At 44.8% G+C, this 22,679-nt stretch carries 16 protein-coding genes; 11 read left to right on the top strand and 5 right to left on the bottom strand.

The genetic code is table 11. From position 1 onward, the window contains the following. Positions 1 to 2: 2 nt before the first annotated feature. Together fadJ and Q4Q52_RS09480 are read left to right on the top strand one after the other, a co-directional pair. On the top strand, positions 3 to 2,123 hold the full coding sequence (gene fadJ / locus Q4Q52_RS09485) for a fatty acid oxidation complex subunit alpha FadJ (protein WP_311990466.1): 2,121 nt from the start codon (positions 3 to 5) through the stop codon (positions 2,121 to 2,123). Between the two features lie 449 nt (positions 2,124 to 2,572). Continuing rightward, a complete protein-coding gene (locus Q4Q52_RS09480) occupies positions 2,573 to 2,773 on the top strand; it encodes a hypothetical protein (RefSeq protein WP_311898172.1) in 201 nt (66 codons plus the stop codon). Between the two features lie 282 nt (positions 2,774 to 3,055). On the opposite strand, the gene Q4Q52_RS09475 is transcribed toward Q4Q52_RS09480, so the two are convergent. From Q4Q52_RS09475 to Q4Q52_RS09465, 3 genes are all read right to left on the bottom strand, one after another. Further along, positions 3,056 to 3,370, bottom strand: a complete 315-nt coding sequence (locus Q4Q52_RS09475) for a hypothetical protein (protein ID WP_311990465.1) — start codon at positions 3,368 to 3,370, stop codon at positions 3,056 to 3,058. Positions 3,371 to 3,479: 109 nt separating this feature from the next. After that, a complete protein-coding gene (locus Q4Q52_RS09470) occupies positions 3,480 to 7,766 on the bottom strand; it encodes an EAL domain-containing protein (RefSeq protein ID WP_311990464.1) in 4,287 nt (1,428 codons plus the stop codon). A gap of 283 nt (positions 7,767 to 8,049) precedes the next feature. Next, positions 8,050 to 10,839, bottom strand: a complete 2,790-nt coding sequence (locus tag Q4Q52_RS09465; RefSeq protein WP_311990463.1) for an insulinase family protein — start codon at positions 10,837 to 10,839, stop codon at positions 8,050 to 8,052. Between the two features lie 169 nt (positions 10,840 to 11,008). On the opposite strand from Q4Q52_RS09465, the gene sixA reads away from it, so the two are divergent. Next, the gene (gene sixA / locus Q4Q52_RS09460) at positions 11,009 to 11,479 is read left to right on the top strand and encodes a phosphohistidine phosphatase SixA (protein ID WP_006082236.1); all 471 of its coding nucleotides are present in this window, start codon (positions 11,009 to 11,011) and stop codon (positions 11,477 to 11,479) included. A gap of 117 nt (positions 11,480 to 11,596) precedes the next feature. On the opposite strand, the gene smrB is transcribed toward sixA, so the two are convergent. Continuing rightward, positions 11,597 to 12,127, bottom strand: coding sequence for an endonuclease SmrB (smrB, locus tag Q4Q52_RS09455; RefSeq protein WP_006085471.1), 531 nt, complete (start codon positions 12,125 to 12,127; stop codon positions 11,597 to 11,599). 80 nt (positions 12,128 to 12,207) lie between these two features. Between smrB and prmB the strand changes: the two genes are divergently transcribed. The 6 genes from prmB (at position 12,208) to Q4Q52_RS09425 (ending at position 17,889) form a co-directional block, all read left to right on the top strand. Then, complete coding sequence (gene prmB / locus Q4Q52_RS09450) at positions 12,208 to 13,152, top strand: 50S ribosomal protein L3 N(5)-glutamine methyltransferase (protein WP_006082234.1); 945 nt, start codon at positions 12,208 to 12,210, stop codon at positions 13,150 to 13,152. Positions 13,153 to 13,276: 124 nt separating this feature from the next. After that, positions 13,277 to 14,392: a chorismate synthase gene (gene aroC / locus Q4Q52_RS09445; protein WP_311990462.1), complete on the top strand. Its 1,116-nt coding sequence runs from the start codon at positions 13,277 to 13,279 to the stop codon at positions 14,390 to 14,392. Between the two features lie 57 nt (positions 14,393 to 14,449). After that, a complete protein-coding gene (locus Q4Q52_RS09440) occupies positions 14,450 to 15,625 on the top strand; it encodes an MFS transporter (protein ID WP_311988611.1) in 1,176 nt (391 codons plus the stop codon). 60 nt (positions 15,626 to 15,685) lie between these two features. Continuing rightward, positions 15,686 to 16,864 (top strand): ATP-NAD kinase family protein, encoded by a 1,179-nt coding sequence (locus Q4Q52_RS09435; protein WP_311890744.1) that lies wholly within the window; start codon positions 15,686 to 15,688, stop codon positions 16,862 to 16,864. Positions 16,865 to 16,868: 4 nt separating this feature from the next. Continuing rightward, on the top strand, positions 16,869 to 17,153 hold the full coding sequence (locus Q4Q52_RS09430) for a YfcL family protein (protein ID WP_012089592.1): 285 nt from the start codon (positions 16,869 to 16,871) through the stop codon (positions 17,151 to 17,153). Continuing rightward, complete coding sequence (locus tag Q4Q52_RS09425) at positions 17,143 to 17,889, top strand: RNA methyltransferase (RefSeq protein WP_311990461.1); 747 nt, start codon at positions 17,143 to 17,145, stop codon at positions 17,887 to 17,889. Before Q4Q52_RS09430 ends, Q4Q52_RS09425 begins: the two co-directional genes overlap by 11 nt. Positions 17,890 to 17,984: 95 nt before the next feature. Here the strand turns inward: Q4Q52_RS09425 and mnmC are convergent, their stop codons facing one another. Next, entirely contained in the window at positions 17,985 to 20,036 is a 2,052-nt protein-coding gene (mnmC, locus tag Q4Q52_RS09420) for an FAD-dependent 5-carboxymethylaminomethyl-2-thiouridine(34) oxidoreductase MnmC (RefSeq protein WP_311990459.1), read from the bottom strand. 138 nt (positions 20,037 to 20,174) lie between these two features. Here mnmC and fabB point away from each other — a divergent pair, with 138 nt between their 5' ends. Together fabB and Q4Q52_RS09410 are read left to right on the top strand one after the other, a co-directional pair. Beyond that, the gene (gene fabB / locus Q4Q52_RS09415; RefSeq protein WP_311990458.1) at positions 20,175 to 21,386 is read left to right on the top strand and encodes a beta-ketoacyl-ACP synthase I; all 1,212 of its coding nucleotides are present in this window, start codon (positions 20,175 to 20,177) and stop codon (positions 21,384 to 21,386) included. A 160-nt stretch (positions 21,387 to 21,546) separates the two neighbouring features. Continuing rightward, positions 21,547 to 22,677: a 4-phosphoerythronate dehydrogenase gene (locus Q4Q52_RS09410; protein ID WP_311990457.1), complete on the top strand. Its 1,131-nt coding sequence runs from the start codon at positions 21,547 to 21,549 to the stop codon at positions 22,675 to 22,677. The last annotated feature ends 2 nt before the right edge of the window (positions 22,678 to 22,679 follow it).

The following is a 22,679-nucleotide window of genomic DNA, read 5'->3' as shown; positions in this document are numbered from 1 at the left end:
GCATGGAAAAGACCTTTAATTTAACCCGCCGCGACGACGGCATTGCTATTTTGACTATGGATGTTCCTGGCGAAACCATGAACACCCTAAAAGCGCAGTTTGGCCCTGAAATCAGTGAAATTCTGGCCGAGATCAAAAGTGATTCGAGCATTCGCGGTTTAGTGCTGATCTCAGGCAAAAAAGATTCTTTCGTCGCGGGCGCAGATATTTCTATGCTCGATGCCTGTGAAACGGCTGGCGATGCCAAAGCCTTATCCCAGCAAGGCCATGTGGTTTTTAATGAGCTAGAAGCCTTAACGATTCCTGTGGTTGCCGCAATCAATGGCGCCTGTTTAGGCGGTGGTTTAGAGTTAGCCTTAGCTTGTCATCAAAGGGTATGTAGCGACGATGGCAAGACTATGCTCGGCGTTCCGGAAGTCCAACTTGGCTTATTGCCAGGTGGCGGCGGGACTCAACGTTTGCCACGTTTAGTCGGCATTACCACAGCCTTAGATATGATGTTGACCGGTAAACAAATTCGTCCTAAACAAGCCTTGAAAATGGGCTTAGTGAATGATGTTGTGCCGCAGACGATTCTGTTACAAACCGCAGTTGAGATGGCGCTTGCGGGTAAACGTGCACCGAAAACAGTTAAAAAGTCACTCGTTAATCAAGTGCTTGAAGGCACGAGTTTCGGCCGTAACATTATTTTCGATCAAGCGACTAAGCAGGTCGAAAAGAAAACCCAAGGTAATTATCCTGCGCCAGCCAAGATCATTGACTGTGTGCGTCAAGGGATTGCTAAGGGCATGCAAAAAGGGCTCGAAGTCGAAGCCAGTCATTTTGCCGAATTAGTGGTATCGAAAGAATCTGAAGCGCTGCGCAGTATTTTCTTCGCGACCACAGAAATGAAGAAAGAAACTGGCGCAGAAGGTGCAAGCCCGCGTAAAGTGAAAAAAGCGGTGATCTTAGGTGGCGGTTTAATGGGTGGCGGTATCGCATCTGTCACAACGACCAAGGCTAAAATCCCTGCTCGTGTCAAAGATATCAGCGAAAAAGGTTTAAGCAATGCATTAGCTTACGCCTACAAGCTGTTGGATAAAGGGGTTAAGCGCCGTCATATGACGCCTGCTGCCCGTGACAACCTAATGGCACTGATGACCACAACGACTGAATATAAAGGCGTTAAAGATGCCGACATCGTTGTGGAAGCGGTATTTGAAGACCTAGCGCTTAAGCATCAAATGGTGAAAGACATCGAGCGTGAGTGTGGTGAGCACACCATTTTTGCGTCAAATACCTCATCTTTGCCTATTAGCCAAATCGCCGAAGCGGCAACGCGTCCTGAGAACGTGATTGGTCTGCATTATTTCTCGCCAGTAGAAAAAATGCCGCTAGTGGAAGTGATTGCCCATGCTAAAACGTCACCAGAAACCATTGCGACCACGGTCGCATTTGCCCGTAAGCAAGGTAAAACACCGATAGTGGTGCAGGATGGCGCGGGTTTCTACGTGAACCGTATTCTTGCGCTTTACATGAACGAGGCCGCGCAATTATTACTTGAAGGCCAAAGTGTTGAACATCTGGATAAAGCCTTAGTGAAGTTTGGTTTCCCTGTGGGCCCTATTACTTTACTCGACGAAGTGGGTATCGACGTGGGCGCTAAGATTTCACCAATCCTCGAAAAAGAATTGGGTGAACGTTTTAAAGCGCCAGCGGCTTTTGACAAGCTTTTGGGTGACGATCGTAAAGGCCGTAAAAATGGTAAAGGTTTCTATCAATACGGCGCATCGAGTAAGAAAGCTAAAGCTGTCGATGAGAGTGTTTATGGCGTGTTAGGTATTAAGCCAGGCACCAATAAAGACGCAAAAGCGGTTGCCGAGCGTTGTGTCGTACAAATGCTCAACGAAGCGGTGCGTTGTTTAGATGATGGTATTATCGCATCGCCAAGAGATGGTGATATTGGCGCCATTTTCGGTATTGGCTTCCCGCCATTCCTCGGTGGCCCATTCCACTATATTGACACTTTGGGCGCCGCGAACTTAGTGCGAATTCTTGAAGGTTATCAAAGCCAATTGGGTAGCAGATTCGAACCTTGTGAGCGCTTAAAAACCATGGCTCAAGAAAACGCGCACTTTTTCTAAGTTTCAGTGAATCTAAGTCATAGTGAATCTAAGTCATAGTTAATCTAAGTCTTAGTTAATCTCGGTGTTAGTTAATCAAGATTGAATAAAAAAGCGGCAGATCATTGCCGCTTTATTTATTGCCACAAGGCATGTTTTTGCCTAAAAAATGTTCATAACTTAGATGTGGATCTTGTATAATCCAAGCCCTTGATCGAGAGTGTTGTGCTCAGTGCTCAGTGCTCAGTGCTCAGTGCTCAGTGCTCAGTGCTCAGTGCTCAGTGCTGAGAGCGTAGCGATGAATGAGTGCTGCTCGTTTCTGCACTGTGCGGAGTACATTTATCCTGCTGTTAAAACGGCGTATTTAACATGTGCATCAATCAGCAATACTACGCGAGGAGCATCCGCATTTTGATGGGGATTAATTTCCCTATATTTATGATTTTTGTTATTTTTTAAAGAGGTGGTTTGTGGCTTTGCTGGTTATCTTTATCGCATTAATCTCTGCTTGGTACTTCGGCTTAGCTGCATTTACCGCAGGCCTTTGTGTTATGCATTGGGTATTACTGGGTTTTGTGCTCGGGCCTCTGGCTTATCCGCTCTTTACGACACACCGCCATTTAGCTTTGAGGAAAATCCGTTGTAGTGGGGAAGGGATATTAAATAGCTAATCTATCAATATGTAATGTCCTATCTTTTCACACTTTTCATATTCATATAAAACTAAAGGGAGCTAGTGCTCCCTTTATTGTTTCTAGCCTAATTTTCCATCACAGTGCACGAGTTAGACTCATGGCTACAGGACTTAAATTAGTTCCACCAACCTTTCGCAGAAATCACTTCAAGGTGGTTTAAGCCTTCAGGCAACTTAACTTTTTTACGCGCTGGCTTGGATAAACCGAGTGCTTTTTTGATTGAATTTAGCATAGTCACTCTCCCTAACCTGATTAATGTTATGCAACTTGTTCTAGTGGCTTGAATTTCACATATGGAGAGCCCGCAACTTCAAGGGGTTTGAATTTCACATATGGAGAACCCGCAACTTCAAGGGGTTTGAATTTCACATATGGAGAACCCGCAACTTCAAGGGGTTTGAATTTCACATATGGAGAACCCGCAACTTCAAGGGATTTAAATTTCACATATGGAGAGCCCGCAACTTCAAGGGGTTTGAACTTCACATATGGAGAACCTTGAAGAGCAACACTATTTGCTACAAAACCAATTGAAGATAATAAAGTAACTGTTACTAGGATTCCTTTAATCATTCTAATTCTCTCTCAGGGTAGTTGATATTGATTTATTATTGACACTGATAGTGCTATTGCACTTGTTGTGCCAATGTTATTAATCGCAATCAAATCGAGAGTTAAATGATTAGGTAATGTTGCTTTTTGTGTTTGGCTTTATCATGTCTTCTTGGAGTAACAGGGTAAATTCGGTCTCTTTTATGGCCTTACTAAAAATATAGCCTTGAATTTCTTCACAGTTGAGTGCTCGTAAAATATTCAATTGTGCTGCTTGTTCTACCCCTTCTCCCACAACAGAAAGCCCCATGTTATGAGCGATAGTGATAATAGAATCGACCATTTTGAGATCGCGATCAGACTTATCAATATCGTCAACAAAAGCTTTATCAATTTTTAAAGTATGAATCGGGAAACGTTTTAAGTATGAAAGGGACGAGTACCCAGTGCCGAAATCATCGAGTGCCAAACTAACGCCCATTTTAGCCAGTTGCTGCATGACAATAATCGCCGTTTCCGGCTGCTTAATGACAGTACCTTCAGTTATTTCTAATTCAAGGTGACAAGCGGGGAGTTTGGTGAGTCTTAAAATTGACTCTATTCGTTGTTGGATATCGGGGAGTGCAAATTGACGTGACGATAAATTGACGGCGACTCTGCCGCTGAATATTCCTTGTTCACGCCATTTCTGCGCTGCGAAACAGGCTTTGCGTAAGACGATTTCACCAATTTCAACAATTAAACCGTTTTCTTCAGCAAGTGGAATAAAATCATTTGGGGGTATCAAGCCATGTACTGGATGATTTAATCTGACTAAAGCCTCCATGCCTGCAATTTTACCGCGCTTAAGATCAACCTTAGGCTGATAATAAACTTCAAATAGATCATCTTTTAAGCCTTCACGTATGAGATTCTCTATTTCTAACTGCCTAATCGCATGTTGATTTAATGACTCTGAATAAAACTGATAGCAATTACCTCCTGCTGACTTTGCATGGTACATCGCAATGTCAGCTTTCCTCAGTAATGCTTGCTCACTTTGCTCATCTTCTGGGTATAGTACTATACCAATACTTAATCCTAGGACTAGTTGTTCATTACTCACTTCAAAAGCGGGTTTTAACCCTTCGATAATACGGTTAGCAATCGCAGCGCTGGCGCTTATATCTGAGCCTTTATCTAATACAATGGCGAATTCATCTCCGCCTAGACGGTAAATACTGGTGTTTTTGGGAAGTAATGACTTAATGCGAGCTGCAACGAGCTTTAATAATGTATCTCCAATCTGGTGACCTAAGGAATCATTAATACGTTTAAAATTATCAAGATCAAGCACCATTAGCGCATGGGCTATTTCTCGATTCACTAGGTTACTTAAGGTCACTTGTAAGTTGGAGCGATTTGGGAGTCCGGTTAAGAGATCATTATTGGTTAGTTTTCTAAGCTCTTCTTCTTGCTGTTTCCGTCTCGAAATATCCGAAAAAACCCCGACATAGTGTGACAATTCGCCTAACTCATCATAGATAGCATCGATAGTCAGCTCCATGTGGAAGTGACTTTTATCTCCTCTTGCGGCTTCGACTTCATTTGCCCAGCGACCTTGTTGCTTCAACATGGTCCTGATTTGGGTGGAGAAGGTTTCAGGATATAAATCAAATGTGAGTACGTTGCCAATAAAATCAGTTCTGTTACGTAATGAAATCTTACAGCAAGCTTCATTAACTTCGACAAAACGGTATTCACCGTCGAGGATAAACATGCCTTCAGAAATATTTTCAATGGCTTTTTCAAAGAGTTTTAGTTGCTCTTCTTTTTGTTTAAATTGACTAATATTTTTAATTGTACCTGTCATACGCAGGGCATTATCTTTGTCATCCCGCTCTACAATTTTGGCACGGTCTAAGATCCATACCCAATTGTCGTCTTTACCTTTTACTCGGTATGCGGCTTCGAAATGATCTGTTTCACCATAAAAATGCTTATTGAGCGCTTCTCGAACACGTTCTTGATCCATTGGATGTATATTACTCTCTTCATCCGATTTACCCGAGCGATGTCCATCACGCGGAAATTCAAGTGCTCCCCAGATATTCGAGCGGAAAATGTTGCCAGTTTCTATATCCCAGTCCCACATTTCATCACCACTTCCCCATAGGGAAAGCTTTAATCTTTCTTCGCTGAGCGCTATTTGGCGTTGAACCTCTCGTTTTCTTAAAATTGATTTTGTAATTCCTAAAAATGTTATTACTATAATAATGAAGTAAATTGACTTTGCTAATGTTGATAGCCACCAAGGTGGTGTAATTATAACTTTTAATTCTTTTACTGGACCATTTATCTGCGTTAATGAATCAACTGCATAAACTTTGAAAATATACTCATCAGGTGATAAATTCGTATAGGTTGCTGAGTTTATTTTATTTGATGCTATCCATTCATCTGATAGACCATCCATTTTATAGTAATAAGACGTAGTAGAGGGTTCTGATGTTGGTGAGTTAAATGTTATGGTGAATGGATAATCAGAGTATTTTAGTTGTATACTCTTTGATTTACTTATTGAACCTTTGAAATACTCACCATCCCCAGCTATTACGGAGTTGAAAATACGTAATCCAGAGATGAAGGTCTCTGGTGGCTGTGAGTTTTTAATATGGTCTAAAATTATATCTTTAGATATCAAGCTTAAACCATCAATGCCCCCAAAAAAAATATTTTCATTATCAATGACTACGCTACTTCTAGTATTATACTCGTATTGACTTCCATTATTTGTTGAGAAAATATAATTACTATCACCATCAATTAAAACAATTTGCCCAAGAGATGATGCGAAAATGTAGTTGTCCAAAGTTAATATGGAGTAGATTTCTTTGTTGTCGGAGAATAATTTATTTGTTTTTTTGCTAATGGGGTTGTACTTCTTAATTGCGGTTGAAGTACCAAATATAATTTCATCTCTAAACTTTGTAATGCTATAGGTTAGTTCATCTGTTATTTTATTGGTTTCATTATCAGTATAATGATATAGACCATTTTGGCTTGCTAAATAAATATCAGCATCTGAAATGTAAAGGATTTCAAAAACTGGATCTTTTTTATTAGTTGTTATTTTTTTTAAAATTAGATTATCTTTTATGATTAAAGCTTTCCCTGAAGCGGTTCCAACTATAATGTTTTCATTGTTATTGATTAAGTCAATAGTTGTTATCTGTTCACCTTCTATTATGTTACTTATATTGCCATTGTTATGTAATAAAATTACACCTTTCTCATTTCCAATGTAAATTCCATATTTTGTCATTACAGAATTTTTATAGCCGGTAATGCCTGTTTGATAAGTTTTTATTAAATTCAAATTTATGTCGTAACATCGAAGAATACTATCATCAGATGATACTAATATTTTGCTATCAAATGTTTTACTAATGTGCCAAACATTATCCTTTATTAGATCTGTACTTAAAACAAGATTGTTTGACTTTCTTATTATTTCAAACCCTTGATTGTTCATTCCGATAATGAGGTAGTCAGCCGTTGAAAATAGATATGTTTCCTTACTTTTTTCTTTCTCCTCTACCGTTTTCCCAATCAGATAGGGTTCATTATTTACCGAGTATATTTTGTTTTTATCTATTCCATAAATATCACTATTGTATCGACTTAATAAAGTATATTTGCTGTTTGATAGTTTTAATACCCTTTTATCGCTATAGGTGTAAAGTCCATTTTCTGTTGATATATATAGGGTTTTATTTTCCTTTTCTATATCAAGTACGTTATCAATAATTTTTACTTTATTACTACCATCTATCCTGTAAAGTTTACCATCATAACTTTTAAGAAATATGTCATCACCAATGTTTACACTTTTCTTTACTTCGAAATATTCTTTTTCAATGTACTCTAAGCTTAGAGATTTATTTTTTAAGTTGAGGCTAAGTATGCCCTTATTGGTTCCAACTAAAATCTCTTTAGTAAAGTCATTGTTGGATAAACTCCATATTTCACCATTCAAATATTCATTTTTCACATCGATAAATTTAAGTGATTCATCATTTCTATCATATATAGCAAGTCCTTTGTCAGTACCAACTAGTAGATCACCTTCTTCAGTGATTAGCAGGCTTCGAATAAAAGAGCTGGGTAAACCAGAAGCGCTATTATCAGCATAAAAGTGTTTAAACTCTTTTCCATCGAACCGATTTAGTCCGTTAAGCGTGCCAATCCAAATGTAGCCATCATTATCCGTAACGATAGACGTAACTGTGCTTTGGGAAAGTCCTTGCTGGACACCAAAAGATTGTGATTGGAGAATAATTGGAGATTTGTCAGAAAAGGGAGATGCGTTTACGTCTTCGAATGCATGCAAGCCAAAGAAAGCGAGCAAGACGATTTTAAAGAGTGCTTTAGGCATAGTGTTTATTCTTATTATCCGAGGATGCCATGAAACAATTGTGTTACATCACTTTTCCAGAAAGTGAGGGCTTTGTCAAAGCGGAGGCGGCTAAAAATCCTTTTAACAGCATGTAGATGCAGCAAAATTGTCCGCAGTAGAAGGGGTAGAACATGGACTAGCCATGTTTTACATTAGTATTACGCCCAACCGTGATAGATACAACTATAGTTGGGCCAATTTGTAGCGGTTTTGTTTGTTTGTCCAACTTTGTGAACAAATGTGTGTGTAAAAGTGTTTTTGTTTAGAAATTAAACTTCTCTGCCGTTTGCTTAAACGTTTTGAGATCTGTGATCATTTTTTCTGACTGCAACGCCGCTTGGGTTCTGTGCTGTTCACCCGTGCTAAATAAGACTAAGCGGTCACTGTGTTTGGTGCGCATTTTACGCATCATGAATTTGAGTAAATCAGTGCGGGTGAGCTTAGTGATTTCGTCTACAACGAGCTCCCTTTGGTTAAATTGATAATCTCTGTTGCCGACACTGACCCAATACCGTTGGCTGCGAGTTTTGAGGTTCGCATCGTGCTCCATGATTTGACTAATAAGACCGACCTTAGTGCTTTCCCATTCTTCGTTGGTGATTTGCATCACGGCGTAATTAAAGTCGGCAATAAACTCATCTATCGCCTCTAATAAATGCAGTGGTCCAGTCGTAGGTGACTGGATATAAAAAATGAGTCCTGGATGGCGATTGAGCGGCAGATAACCTGTGCCAACCATGTAGCCTAACTGTTTTTCAGTTCGCAGTTCATGGAAGAAGGTGGACGACATAGTATGATTTAGTAAGCTAAATAGAGCCATTTTTTCAGGCGTTGCCACAGCAGATTGGTAATACACAATGATCGCGCTATCTTGATGATCTATTGCAAGTTCTCTAAGTAAGGTGCCTTGACCCGTTAAATTGACTAACTCTCTGGTGGACTCTGCGCTTGGCGTCGAAACCAAGGATAAAATGTGCTCTAAGCGTTTACCGAGAGCTTGCGCTTCAGAGACTAACCAATCCCCATAAACTAATCCTTCAAGATAGATCTTCTCGTAAAAGGCGCGTACATGGTTATGCAAATCTTCAAGGCTTATGTCTTCGAGCATTTGAGCCATGCGGGCAGGCTCATAACTGCTTTTTTGTAGCGTGACAGTGAGGCTAGTAAACAATTGTGAAATAGGTTTAGCCTGCGCTAGATTCTGCCAACTGCGCAGTAGTTGAGATTTAATTAGGGCAAAACGTTCTTCAGTAAAATTACGCTCTCTAGCTTTATGGATTAACAAGGCCAAAAGGGTTTCTTGATTACCGGTAAAGCCCGATAAATGCAGGGTAATGCCACCTTGATGCGGATAAATATTGTAACTTAAGCCCGCGACTTCGGCCTGATAGGTTGGTTCTGTCAGATAATCGAGCAGCATTTCAACATACAGGCGGGTGAGGGCGGCATGTTTTGGTGTTTTACTCGCCTGCTCTGAGTCCAGCGACAAATACATGTGGCCTTTGGGCACATTAAACTCATCGTCTTTCTTGTGCCAAATACGGTATCCCGTCGATTCTGCAACGATCACTGGTACATCGACATCGCTCTTATCTGGTCGAGGAATGGAGTCGGCGACGATAAATGGGTTTGCTGCAGGTAGTTGTAATTCTGGGCGAATACTGCTCACTTGCCAACGAGCAAGTGATTGAGGTGCAATAGGGCGCACTTTATAGGGCGTGTGATACCAGTTGGCTTTACGATCCGTTTTAACCGATTGCGCGATAAGCTGCAGACGCATATTGTGGGGTGTCATTAGCTCGAGTAGGGCTATGGTTTCTGGAATATCCAGCCCATCCATTCGATAGTCACCAAAGACCAAATCTTCGACTTCATAATGATGCATATTGATGCTGAGATGACTGGCTAAATCGAGTGATTTAACTTGCTCTTGGTAGCGAAATGCCATTTTGAGCAGGTTTGCGCGCTCTAAATAACGCCATTCATCTAAGCCTTGGGTTTTGATGAGCTCAATATACTCAAAACAGCAGCTGATAATCTCATCAAGATTCGCTAGTCCCTTATCGGTTAACTGTAAACCGATACTGTAATCTTTGAAGTTATAACCATTTACGCCGCCGCCCGCAGACAAGTTATTCACCAGTCCCTGCTCTTTAAGATAGGACAACAGGCTGCCATGGCTCTCATTGCCTAAAATATGGCTGATATAAGTCAAAGGTTTACGTTTGTAGTAGTGGTCAATGCCTGGGAAATTAAAGCTGATGCTTAAGCGTTTTTGCTCCTTAAGCGGCACGATATCGATTTGGGTTAACAGCTCATTTTCCGAAAACAGCGGCACTTGAGGATAATTTTTCACTAAGTTCAAGTTTCGGATCCCGCTAAAATAATGGCTGGCTAACTCTTCTAATTCGTCGAGGGAAAGCGGCGCGACTAAGCACAGGGTCATTAAGTTGGCGCTGTAGTGGCTTTGATAGAAATCGAGTAATTCGCTACGTACCTGTGCTTGCTCTCCGCCTAAGGTCACTAAGTTACCGACTGAAAATTTTGAGAAAGGATGCAGTGGATTAACTGTCTCTTTGAGCACTTGATAGGTACGGCGGATATCGTCTTTCAGTTTTAAACTAAATTCAGATTCAATGGCTTGGCGCTCTCTGTCGACTAAATCTAAATCAAATTTAGGGGCGATAAAAAATTGGCTGAATCTGTCTAAGGAGTCGGCAAATACGTCTTCATTGATGGTGAAAAAGAAGTTAGTGTGTTCAGTGCCCGTCCAAGCGTTATTGCTGCCGCCATGTTGGTTGATAAAGGCGTGGTACTCGCCTGAGTCGGGAAATTTTTCGGTACCAAGAAAGAGCATATGCTCTAAAAAGTGCGCCATGCCGGGTCTATCTGCTGGATCATCAAAATGACCCACGCCTACAGCCATAGATGCGGCCGCTTGGCTGGCATCTTGATCTTCAACCAATAACACCCTAAGCGCGTTATCTAACACAAGATAACGATACTTGCGGTGATCGTTTGGACTTTTATAAATAGACTGAGAGGCTTGCAAAGAGACACTCCGATAACGATAGCTTGTTATATATTGATAGTCTTAATGGTTTTTAGCAAATATCTCTTGTGTTTATCGACTAAAGATTAAGCCTTACATGGTTTGTTGAAATGAATTTTAGGGCTACAATTGGGATAAAACAAAAACAAGTTTGAGTCGCGAGAGAAGTATGCAGCTATTTTTGATGAGACATGGTGACGCCGGATTTAATGCTCAGTCTGATAGAGACAGAACACTGACCGATGTTGGAAGGCACCATACTGTGTTGATGAGCAACTGGTTGGCTCGCAGTGTGACTGATTTCGATCTTGTTTTGGTGAGTCCTTACTTACGTGCACAGCAAACTTGGCAGGAGTTGAGTCAGCATTTTCCGGAACCGCGTAAGTGGTTAGTCGCTGATGATCTTGTTCCCTCAGGCGATCCCGCCAATGTAGCCGCGTTAGTTGTAGCCTACGCTGAGTTATACAAGGCGGATAAAGTGCTAGTGATTGCTCACATGCCGTTATTGGGCTATTTAGTCAGTGAGTTAGTGGCGGGTGTTGAGCCGCCGTTATTTGCCACTTCGGGCATTACGCTCATTGATAAACATGCCGAGCAAGCCTCAATCGTGTGGCAGCACGCACCCCACAGCATTAGCTAGTCTTGATTTATATCCCTTTTACAAACGAAACGGCCCACTGAATGTGGGCCGTTTGTTTTCGGTAAACGTAGGAAAATCGCCAAATCGGAAACGTTAATGTTTAAAGCCGATAGCGAGTTAACGTCTATGCGGCTGCTCACCAATATCAATCAGCACTAATAGCGCCGCATCGCCGCCCCATTCTTTAGGGGCCTGATGGAAAGCCTTCACCATAGGATGTTGCACTAACCACATGGGGACTTGTTGTTTCAATATGCCACTGCCGTAACCATGCATAATGCAGCAACACAGGCTTTGCTGTTTAACGCAGGCTTGGATCAGTGCCGCTAACTCAAGTTTGGCTTCCGATTGGCGATAGCCGTGCAAATCCAGCAGCAAATCTGGCTGGTAATCTCCACGTCGTAGGCGTTTGAGTTCTAGGCTATCAATCCCTTCCTCTAACCAACGCATCGGTCCTTGTACTGGCAGTAGCGGCTGATAAGTATCTGAGAAATAACTGTTAGCATGCAGTTGCTGCTCTTTCAGTTCTATTTCCTGTTTGGTTTTTAAGGGCGTGCGAAAGTGTCGCTTATTTTGCGTGATGGGTTTAATACCATCGATAAGCGCTGAGAACATCGCCAAGCCTTCTTTGTCGTCGTCTTTATTCATGGCGGGTATTCTATTGAATCCTATGGTTTCTGAATAGAGTTCAGTTACAATGTTCGCGAACAAACTAGCGGGAGCACGTTTTGGATAAGATCTTTGTAGATGAAGCTGTGACAGAATTACGCACTATTGGCGATATGTTACGTTGGGCCGTGAGCCGTTTTAACGACGCCAATGTGTATTATGGTCATGGTACTGATAACGCGTGGGATGAAGCCATCGCCTTAGTTTTCCATGCTTTACACTTACCCGAAGAAATCGGCCAGCAAGTGATTTTAAGCAACTTGACCAGCAGTGAAAAGCATAAAATTGTCGAGTTGATTATTCGCCGTGTCAGAGAGCGCCTACCTGTGCCTTATCTGACCAACAAAGCGCGTTTTGCCGGACTTGAATTTTACGTCGATGAGCGCGTGTTAGTGCCACGTTCACCGATTGCTGAAATGATCGCCAACCGTTTTAGCCCTTGGTTATACGGTAAACCGGTAACCCGTATTTTAGATTTATGTACTGGCAGCGCTTGTATCGCCATTGCCTGTGCCTATGAATTTGAAGACGCAGAAGTTGACGCGCTGGACATCAGCGAAGATGCCTTAGATGTGGCGCAAATTAATATCGAAACCTTAGGCGTGATGGACCGAGTATTCCCGATGCAATCGGATTTGTTCTCGGCAATTCCTGAAGGTCCACAGTATGATTTGATTGTCTCAAACCCACCTTATGTTGATGCCGAAGACATTGGCGACATGCCAGATGAATATCATCATGAGCCAGCCATTGGTTTAGCCTCAGGTCGCGACGGCTTAGATTTAACCAAACGCATACTGGCCAATGCCGCGCAATACCTCACACCAACGGGTTTGCTCGTAGTCGAAGTGGGCAATTCTATGGTGCATTTGATTGAGCAATTCCCAGAAGTGCCATTCACTTGGATTAACTTTGAAAATGGCGGCGATGGCGTATTTGTATTGACCCGCGATCAATTGGTCGAAAATCAGTCAGTGTTCGGCATTTATCGCGACGCAGAATAACCTAAGATAGCAAATTAGGTTGAGACTTTTCCCGCTGCCAGTTAGGCTTGCAGCGGGAAAATAAATTGTCCAGTGGTCGCTGGACACGGAGCGATGAACAAATAACCTAAGGTGTACAAAGCGGATGTCTGGAAACAGTATTGGTCAAAATTTTGTAGTGACGACGTTTGGTGAGAGTCACGGTGTTGCACTGGGTTGCATTATTGATGGTTGCCCACCAGGGCTTGAATTAACCGAAGCCGATATGCAGCATGATCTTGACCGCCGTCGCCCAGGGACATCCCGATATACCACGGCCCGCCGTGAGCCAGACGAAGTGCGGATTTTATCCGGCGTTTTCGAAGGTAAAACCACGGGTACCTCAATTGGACTCTTGATCGAAAATACCGATCAACGTAGTCAAGATTACTCTAATATCAAAGATTTATTCCGCCCTGGACACGCCGATTATACCTACCAGCAAAAGTACGGCATGCGTGATTACCGAGGTGGTGGCCGCTCGTCTGCCCGTGAAACCGCGATGCGCGTTGCGGCGGGTGCGGTGGCTAAAAAGTATTTGAAGCAAGTTCACGGTATCGAGATCTATGGGTTTATGTCACAGCTGGGTCCTATTTGTGCGCAGACTATTGATCTTGACCAAATTGAGCAAAATGCCTTTTTCTTCCCCGATGCCAGCAAGCTTGAAGCGCTTGATGAATACATGCGTGAGCTGAAAAAATCCGGTGACTCCATTGGCGCGAAAATCTCGGTTATCGCGACAGGTGTGCCAGTGGGTTTAGGTGAGCCAGTATTTGATAGGCTCGATGCCGATATCGCCCACGCTTTGATGGGCATCAATGCTGTCAAAGGTGTTGAGATTGGTGATGGTTTTGGCGTAGTGACTCAAAAGGGCTCCGAAGGTCGTGACTTAATGTCGCCGCAAGGCTTTGAATCCAACCATGCGGGCGGTGTGCTCGGTGGGATTTCGTCGGGTCAGCCGATCATTGCCCATATTGCCTTAAAACCCACCTCCAGCATCAGTGTGCCGGGCCAAAGTATGACGGCGCAGGGTGAAATGGCCGAAGTTGTCACTAAAGGTCGTCACGATCCCTGTGTTGGGATCCGCGCGGTACCGATTGCCGAAGCTATGCTTGCCATTGTGTTGATGGATCACTTGTTAAGGCACAGAGCGCAAAATCAGGATGTACGCAGTCACACACCCGTTCTCGGAATGAGACAGGGGTATGAGATAGGCGCATGAGGTAGATGGTGTGCGATAACGATCCAACAAGTGACATGAGATAAAGGGAATGCATTAATGTCAACTTCTTCTAGCACAAGCCGGCAATTACGCTGGCTTTGTGCCTGCTATTTTTTCTTCTTTTCTATTCTCGGTACTATGGTCCCTTATCTTGGGGTCTTCTTCGAAAATCGCGGTTTTAATCCTCAAGAAATTGGCTTTCTACTCGCTATCCTAATGGCGACGCGTATCGTTGCGCCGAATGTATGGGCCAAAGTGGCTGACCGAACCGGGATGCGTGCCGAGCTTATTAAAATGGGCGCGGGAGCCGCCGCGCTGGCGTATTTGAGTTTCTTCTACCATGGCGGTTTTGTGTATATGGCGCTGAGTTTGGCCCTCTATACCTTCTTTTGGAACGCAATCCTCGCCCAGCTTGAAGTGATCACCTTAGAAACCTTAGGCGAAAATGCCAGTCGTTATGGTCAAATTCGCAGTTGGGGCAGTGTCGGTTATATCTGCCTAGTTGTCGGTGCGGGCTTTGCCATTGGCCAGTGGGGCACTGAGGTGCTGCCTTATATCGGTTTCTCATTATTTATCGGCATGTTAGCCTGTGCGTTGCCATTACCAGCAAATCGTTTAGTGCGCGACACCAGCCAAGTGCGGCTGCCATTGCAATGGAATCGGGCGATTATTTGGTTCTTAGTCTCGGCCATGTTGCTGCAAATGAGCGCAGGGCCTTTCTACGGCTTCTTCGTCTTATATTTAAAGCAAGCGGGTTACTCCGAATCCTCGGCGGGGATATTTGTCGCCCTTGGCGCTATGGCCGAGATTGTGATGTTTATGTTCGCGCCGCGTTTACTCGGCCGCTATGGCGTTAATACTCTACTCATTGTCAGTATCGGCATGACTTGCTTGCGTTGGTTGTTGGTCGCCTTTGGGGTAGATAGCGTGTTGTGGCTAGGTGTTAGTCAATTATTACATGCCTTTACCTTTGGCTTAACCCACGCGGCATCGATTCAATTTGTGCATAAACATTTCGATGCGAGTCACAGAAGCCAAGGTCAAGCCCTGTATGCCAGCTTAAGTTTTGGTGTTGGCGGCGCGCTCGGCACTTGGATTTGTGGCTATATTTGGGGCGATGGAAGCGGGGCGGTTTGGTCTTGGGTATTTGCAGCAGGATGCGCCTTTGCCGCTATGCTGGCGGTATTCTTTATTCCTACGGATAAACCGAGTGTTGCAGCCCATACGGCCTAGTCATATCCATTAAGATAAAAGTATAAAAAAATCAAAAAATTGTGTTAAGTGAGGTAAAGGTTGATTCGGTTTCGTTTAGGGTTAGTTGTCAATCCATTGGCTGGCTTAGGTGGCAGTGTTGGCCTTAAGGGCAGTGATGGCGTTGCGCAAGAGGCGCTCGCCTTAGGCGCTGAACCCAAAGCCGCTTTGCGTATGATGCAGGCCCTTGAGGTTATCCGTGATTATGCCGATGACATCGAAGTCATTACCGCTTCGGGCATCATGGGTGAAGACGCCGCTAAGTCACTGGGTTTTACCACGCGAGTGGTGTATCAAACCCCAGATAAAACACAGGCACTGGATACGCAGGCCGTTGTGCGCGCGCTGCTGGATGAACCACTGGATTTACTGCTCTTTGCCGGTGGTGACGGCACTGCTCGCGATGTTTATTCTGTGTTTGAGCAAGCTACTATCGATGACAAACTCCCCGTGCTTGGCGTGCCTGCTGGCGTGAAAATTCATTCCGGCGTTTACGGTATTACGCCCCATGCCTCTGGCATGGTGGTCAAGATGTTACTCGATGGCGAACTCGTTAGTTTGATGTCCGCCGATGTGATGGACATCGACGAGGTGGCTTTTCGCCAAGGCACAGTGCGCGCTAAACGCTTTGGTGAGCTTTTAGTACCCGCCGAGCCGCGCTTTGTGCAAGCGGTGAAGATGGGCGGCAAGGAAGTCGATGAACTCGTGCTGGCCGATATCGCCGCCGATGTGATCAATCAAATGGAAGATGAACTGTACATCATGGGCTCTGGCAGTACGGTTGCCTTTGTGATGGAAGAGTTAGGTCTGGATAATACGCTATTAGGTGTTGATCTTATTCAAGATAAAAATCTTGTCGGTAGTGACTTAACCGCAAATGAATTACTCGAACTGACCCAAGATAAGCCGACTAAGTTGGTGATTACTTTAATTGGCGGTCAAGGCCATATCTTAGGGCGCGGTAATCAACAATTGTCGCCTGAGCTGATTCGGCGCATCGGAAAAGACAATATTATTATCCTCGCCACAAAAACTAAGTTAAAAGCACTTGATGGACGACCACTAATTGTGGATAGTGGCGACCCTAAATTAGATAGCGAGCTTGGCGGCTATTACAAAGTGACGACGGGCTACCATGATTACGTCATGTATCAGGTGGCCAATCCAGATTTATTGGTCGCAGCAGATGTGTCGGCCAATCCAGTATTAATGGAGAGTTAGACCCATGTTAGAGCATTACGAAGACGCATTAGAACAGTGGATCGCCAGTGTAGTCAGCCATGGTGATGACGATGCTTTGTTTGCCTGTGGCTACTTACAGGGTCATGTCGCCGTTGTGTTATCGCAACTTGAAGCACAGGGTGAAACCGATCTTGATGCTTTAATGCTAAAAATGACCGACTGTTTAGCACTCGCGCGCCAAGAATTAAACGATGCCGATTATGCCTTGGTTGAACAGGCATGGGCACAGTTGCATGCATGGATTGTAGGCGAATTAGATGTTGCCTAGGGTTATGCCTATGACTGACGATGAGCGAGTGACTAATACCGAAGTGGCTAACACTGAATTAGCCAGTGAGCAAACGCTCGATGCCAGCGCGGTATTTATCGGCTTAGTGAATCCTAAAACGCCCGTTAACGTCGGTGGCATTATGCGCGCATCGGGTTGTTATGGCGTCGATGGCGTATTTTATACCGGCAGGCGCTACGAGTTAGCCGCGCGCTCGGGTGCGGCGCAATATCATGTCGATACTAAAGATGCTGGCGATCGCATTCCGCTCACTGGCGTCACTTCATTACTCGCCTCGATTCCGGCTGACACTCAGCTTATTTGTGTCGATTTGGTGGTGGGCGCAACGCCGCTGCCGGATTTTGTCCATCCCGCGAAGGCCTTTTATGTGTTTGGTCCTGAAGATGGCACTATTGGCCAAGAGATTATCGATAAAGCCGATGCCGTAGTGTATGTGCCTACGGTAGGGTGTATGAATCTTGCTGCGTCGGTCAATGTGTTGTTATACGACAGATTGGCGAAATCTCACCGTGAGGCTGCAAGCCTGACATCGAGCCTAGTACCCTGTCTTAGCGGTGATACGCTTATTCGTCAGAGTCGCGATAACAACAATCGTACTCGGGTAAAAGTGCCCAGAGCGCCGCGAAAACCTCGACATGCTGAAGCTAGCAGTCTTAAGTCTAGCAAAGTAGAGCCTAGCAGCAGTGATAGCACTATCGTCATCACAGCCGCTTAAGTGGTTTACTGAAAACATTTAAAAAAGGGATTAAGCCATGGCTTAGTCCCTTTTTTATAGCGCTGAGAAACGTTATTTTTCTAGCGATTGATTGCCTAGAGCGCTTTACCCTTGAGCAATTTTCGCAGCCACATGCGATTGGGGTTGAGTTTACACAGGGTGGCTTTATCGAGCGGTATTGGTTCGCCGCAAAGCTGCGCCGCAAGACATTCGGCGGCCAGAGGCCCAGAACTGAGTCCCCGTGAGCCCAACCCGCCAAGAATATACAGTCCTTGATGCACCGGCGCTGGCGTGGTTTGCCAGTAGTGACGACTCTCTTTAGTGAGTTGATGTTGCTCATAATCCTCAAGGATTTTGGCCACATCGGGCGCGCAGCCCATCATAGGGAAATGATCCCGCGTCACCATACGCACGCCAACACGGGCATTGTTGCCACTCATGTCGATATCTTTAAGCCAGCTTTGGTTCGGATAACTCTCGTGCATTTTGGCGAGGTTTTCTTGTTGTTCCTGCGGGCAAAAATCTAAATGCTTGGGTTCTTTAACGTAACTCGCACCAAGGCAGTGGAGTCCTTGGTGACTTGGCGTTAAATAACCGTTTGCGCACAGCACAGTTGCGAGCTGACTCAATTGAAATTGCGCGGGCACATGGCTGACTTGGCCGCGAAAAGGGCTAATTTGTAATTTGTTGCTGGCATCAAATTGTGTCAATTCTGCGCCATTGGCGAGTACCAGTTGCGCAAAGGGCCCGAAACGTTCCTTTTCAGTTAACAAAACCCAGCCATCGCTTTGGCGTTCAATGGCAAGGATGTCGGTATTGAGCGAGACGCTCACATCGGCCAGTTGCCTTGCTTTTTGTATTGCAGCTTCGGCATATTCAAATGGACACACCCAGCCACCTAAGGGATAAAAAAAGCCTGGCTTATCGAGATTGATCTTGGCAATGGCATTGGCTTGCTCAGCATCGACGGCGTAGGCGATTTCACTTGGCCAAGGTTGGCCTTGAATGATTTTATCGAGTCGTAATTGGCTGCGTTCATCGTGGGCGGTTTGCAATACGCCGCAAAAATCATGGGAAATCGGCGTCTGATTGCCGGCGGGGGCGGATGTCAGCGCCTGCACTCGACGTCGGCTAAATAAAAATGCCTGTTGGAAAAAGCGGCTCAGCTCGTCATTTTCTGGGGTCAGCAGCGGATAAATGGCTCCTTGGCGATTGCCCGATGCGCCTTGGCCTAGCTCGGCATCTTTACAAAATACCTGAGCACCTTGGCCGCGCTCAGCTAAAGACAGCGCCAAATGCGCCGAGGCTAAGCCGCCGCCTATGATGGCAATTGAGCTTTGCGTCGCCGAGGATAAGATTGCAGCCATAGGATTAAAAGCATAGGCTTTGGCATCTTGCTGGCGTAAGACGTGGCGCTCGTGTAACAAAATGGCATCAGGCTGATGGTTTGTCTGTATTTCAGCGCAGGTAAAATCGCTCACCTCAAAGCCACAGGCTTGGAAACGATTGATTGTTGTTTCGTTTAATCCGCTTGATTCGCTCGATTCGCTTAATTCAATAGTGGCAATGGTCGCGCTATCGTCACTGAGTTTTGCCATCTGCCAATGGTTTTGCTGATTCAACCCATTTTGCAGATGGGGCAATACCAGCCAGTGCTGAACGGGGTGAAGTGGAGAATGGATGAGTGAACTGAGCTGGGATTGAATATCACCAAAGTGCAAGTCGATTGTGAAACGACCGTCATCAAAAATTAATCTCTGGCAACCTATAATAGCCGCAGGCTCTGCATGAAGTAAGCGTTGGGTAAGTGGCTCAAGTTCAGGCTCTTTGGTTAAACAGGCGGATTGATCCCAAAGTAATTTAAGTTCGTAAGCATTAATCGGATTGGGTTCGAACACTTTTAAAAGTAAACGTTGGCTAAGGTGCGAATGAGCGCGCCACCAAGCTAAGAGTTCAAGCCCGTTGCCTAGACCAATTTGGCCTAATATTAAGAGTTTTTGCTGTGAATGAGCCTCAAATACCCGCTGCTGATAAATGCTCAACTTGCTGAGATAGTGTGCATCAGTGTCAGCGGTTGCGGGATAAAGGTTGATTAATTGCGGGTAATCACGCTTAATTTGACAAGGTTTATTGGGCTCTGCAGTCAAAGAAATTTACTCTCGGTCTCATAATTGGCATTATTTTACTCGCCTTTATGGAAAGCTGACCACTTAATTGAGTCAAAACAGATACTATTGGCTCAGCGAAAAGTAGGTACTGACATGTACACAATGGATAGCAATAAAATGAAAAGAGTCGTGATCACCGGAATGGGTGTTGTTTCAAGTATCGGTAATAACAAGCAAGAAGTGACCGAGTCACTGAAAGCGGGCCGCAGTGGTATTACGCATTCAGCTCAGTTTGAAGAGATGCAGTTACGTAGCCACGTATGGGGTGACATCAAGTTAAACCCAGCTGAGCATATCGATCGTAAAGCGCTACGCTTCATGGGCGATGCCGCTGCCTATGCTTACATTGCGATGCAAGAAGCCGTTAGCGATGCCAATTTAACTGAAGAGCAGTATTCAGATCCGCGCGTCGGTTTGATTGTCGGTACAGGCGGCGCATCATCGTCTAACCAAGTGCAATCTGCCGATACACTGCGTGAAAAAGGCGTCAAACGTGTTGGTCCGTATATTGTGCCTCGCATCATGTCGAGCACGGCCAGTGCTTGTTTGGCTACGCCATTTAAAATTAAAGGCATGAATTATTCTATCAGTTCAGCCTGTGCAACCAGCGCTCACTGTATTGGTCACGCCGTTGAACTTATCCAAATGGGTAAGCAAGACATGGTGTTTGCCGGTGGTGCTGAAGAAGTGGATTGGACACTGACCATGGGCTTCGACGCTATGGGTGCACTGTCAACTAAGTATAATGCCACACCCGAAAAAGCCTCCCGTACCTATGATGCAGACCGTGATGGTTTTGTGATCTCTGGCGGCGGCGGTATTTTAGTGGTTGAAGAGTTAGAGCATGCTCTAGCTCGCGGCGCAAAAATTTACGCTGAAGTGATTGGTTATGGCGCGTCTTCAGACGGTTATGACATGGTAGCGCCATCAGGCGAAGGCGCAGTGCGTTGTATGCAAATGGCGATGATGGATGTCGATACCCCAATCGATTACATCAATACGCACGGCACTTCAACGCCAGTGGGCGATGTGCGTGAATTAGAAGCGCTACGTGAAGTCTTTAAAGACAAGTGTCCACCGATTGCATCGACTAAGTCTATGACAGGTCATGCATTAGGCGCCGCAGGCGTACATGAAGCGATTTACAGCTTAATCATGATGGAAAACAGCTTTATTGCCCCAAGCATCAATATCGATAATCTGGACGAAGCGGCGAAAGACATGCCTATCGTACGTGAATATCGCGCTGCTGAGCTGAACACTGTGATGAGCAACAGCTTCGGTTTTGGCGGTACTAACGCCACGCTAGTGATGCGTAAATTTAAATAAGTTTATTGATCAAACCCGATTGAAGGGAAGCTTAGGCTTCCCTTTTTTATGGACGTTTTTCGCGAACTTGTTGCATCGACAAGGATTTATCCCATTAGTCTTGTTAGAATACCGAGCATCTTGATGCCTTCCATTCCCACTTTTATCCGATCAGGTGCCCATGAAGATTTTAGTCGATGAAAATATGCCCTATGTTGAACCGCTATTTGGCGATCTCGGAGACATTATTCCTGTTAACGGCCGTACGTTAACCGCAGCGCAAGTGCGCGAGGCCGATGTGCTATTAGTGCGCTCGGTCACCAAAGTGAATGCCGAGTTGCTCTCAGGCAATAACAAGCTGAAATTTGTCGGCAGTGCCACCATAGGCACAGATCATGTGGATTTAACCTATCTTGCTGAGCGAAATATTCCCTTCTCTAATGCACCAGGTTGCAATGCGACTGCGGTTGGGGAGTTTGCTTTTATCGCTATGCTGGAGTTAGCGCAGCGCTTTAATTCGCCGCTTAAGGGCAAGGTCGTCGGCATAGTGGGCGCGGGCAACACTGGCACTGCAACAGCTAAATGCTTGCAAGCCTATGGTATTAAGGTGTTGCTTAACGATCCCATCAAAGCTGCAGAGGGCGATCCGCGCAGTTTTGTGAGCTTAGAGACCATCATGGCGCAGGCCGATATCATCAGTTTGCATGTGCCCATCACGCGCACTGGCGAGCATAAAACCAAACATTTGTTCGATGAGGCGCGCTTAAAGGCACTCAAACCCAATACATGGTTAGTGAATTGCTGCCGCGGTGATGTGATAGATAATCAGGCGCTTATCAAAGTGAAGCAGCAACGTGATGACCTTAAGTTAGTGCTAGATGTGTGGGAAGGCGAGCCAACACCTCTGCCCGAGTTGGTACCATTGGCAGAGTTTGCTACGCCGCATATTGCAGGTTACAGCTTAGAAGGTAAGGCGCGCGGCACTTTTATGCTTTACCAAAACCTGTGTCAGTTGCTGAATGTAGCAGCCGATAAAAGCCTGCTGGATCTCTTGCCAAGCTTTAACATTAAGGCGGTCGAACTTGCGGCAGCGCCGAATGAAAAAGCCTTATTACAGCTTGCGCGCTTTGTCTATGATTTGCGCGACGATGACAAGATGTTCAGAAATACATTCTTAAATGAGAATGGCTTCGACACTATGAGAAAAAATCACCAACATAGACGCGAATTTAGTGCATTGGCGCTGGCTTATGACGGTCAATCTGAGGTAGATTGGTTGTCCAATTTAGGTTTTTCAGGAGTCGGTCAGTAGCT

It is taken from the genome of Shewanella sp. SP1S2-4 (genome assembly GCF_031932075.1).
GTDB lineage: Bacteria > Pseudomonadota > Gammaproteobacteria > Enterobacterales > Shewanellaceae > Shewanella > Shewanella baltica.
This window is presented reverse-complemented; position numbering and strand designations above follow the sequence as displayed.

Coding starts and splice junctions, on each gene's coding strand:
- fadJ (WP_311990466.1), top strand. CDS start 3: ATGGAAAAGACCTTTAATTTAACCCGCCGCGACGACGGCATTGCTATT.
- aroC (WP_311990462.1), top strand. CDS start 13,277: ATGTCTGGAAACAGTATTGGTCAAAATTTTGTAGTGACGACGTTTGGT.
- sixA (WP_006082236.1), top strand. CDS start 11,009: ATGCAGCTATTTTTGATGAGACATGGTGACGCCGGATTTAATGCTCAG.
- Q4Q52_RS09440 (WP_311988611.1), top strand. CDS start 14,450: ATGTCAACTTCTTCTAGCACAAGCCGGCAATTACGCTGGCTTTGTGCC.
- Q4Q52_RS09430 (WP_012089592.1), top strand. CDS start 16,869: ATGTTAGAGCATTACGAAGACGCATTAGAACAGTGGATCGCCAGTGTA.
- fabB (WP_311990458.1), top strand. CDS start 20,175: ATGAAAAGAGTCGTGATCACCGGAATGGGTGTTGTTTCAAGTATCGGT.
- smrB (WP_006085471.1), bottom strand. CDS start 12,127: ATGAATAAAGACGACGACAAAGAAGGCTTGGCGATGTTCTCAGCGCTT.
- Q4Q52_RS09470 (WP_311990464.1), bottom strand. CDS start 7,766: ATGCCTAAAGCACTCTTTAAAATCGTCTTGCTCGCTTTCTTTGGCTTG.
- Q4Q52_RS09425 (WP_311990461.1), top strand. CDS start 17,143: ATGTTGCCTAGGGTTATGCCTATGACTGACGATGAGCGAGTGACTAAT.
- Q4Q52_RS09410 (WP_311990457.1), top strand. CDS start 21,547: ATGAAGATTTTAGTCGATGAAAATATGCCCTATGTTGAACCGCTATTT.
- Q4Q52_RS09475 (WP_311990465.1), bottom strand. CDS start 3,370: ATGATTAAAGGAATCCTAGTAACAGTTACTTTATTATCTTCAATTGGT.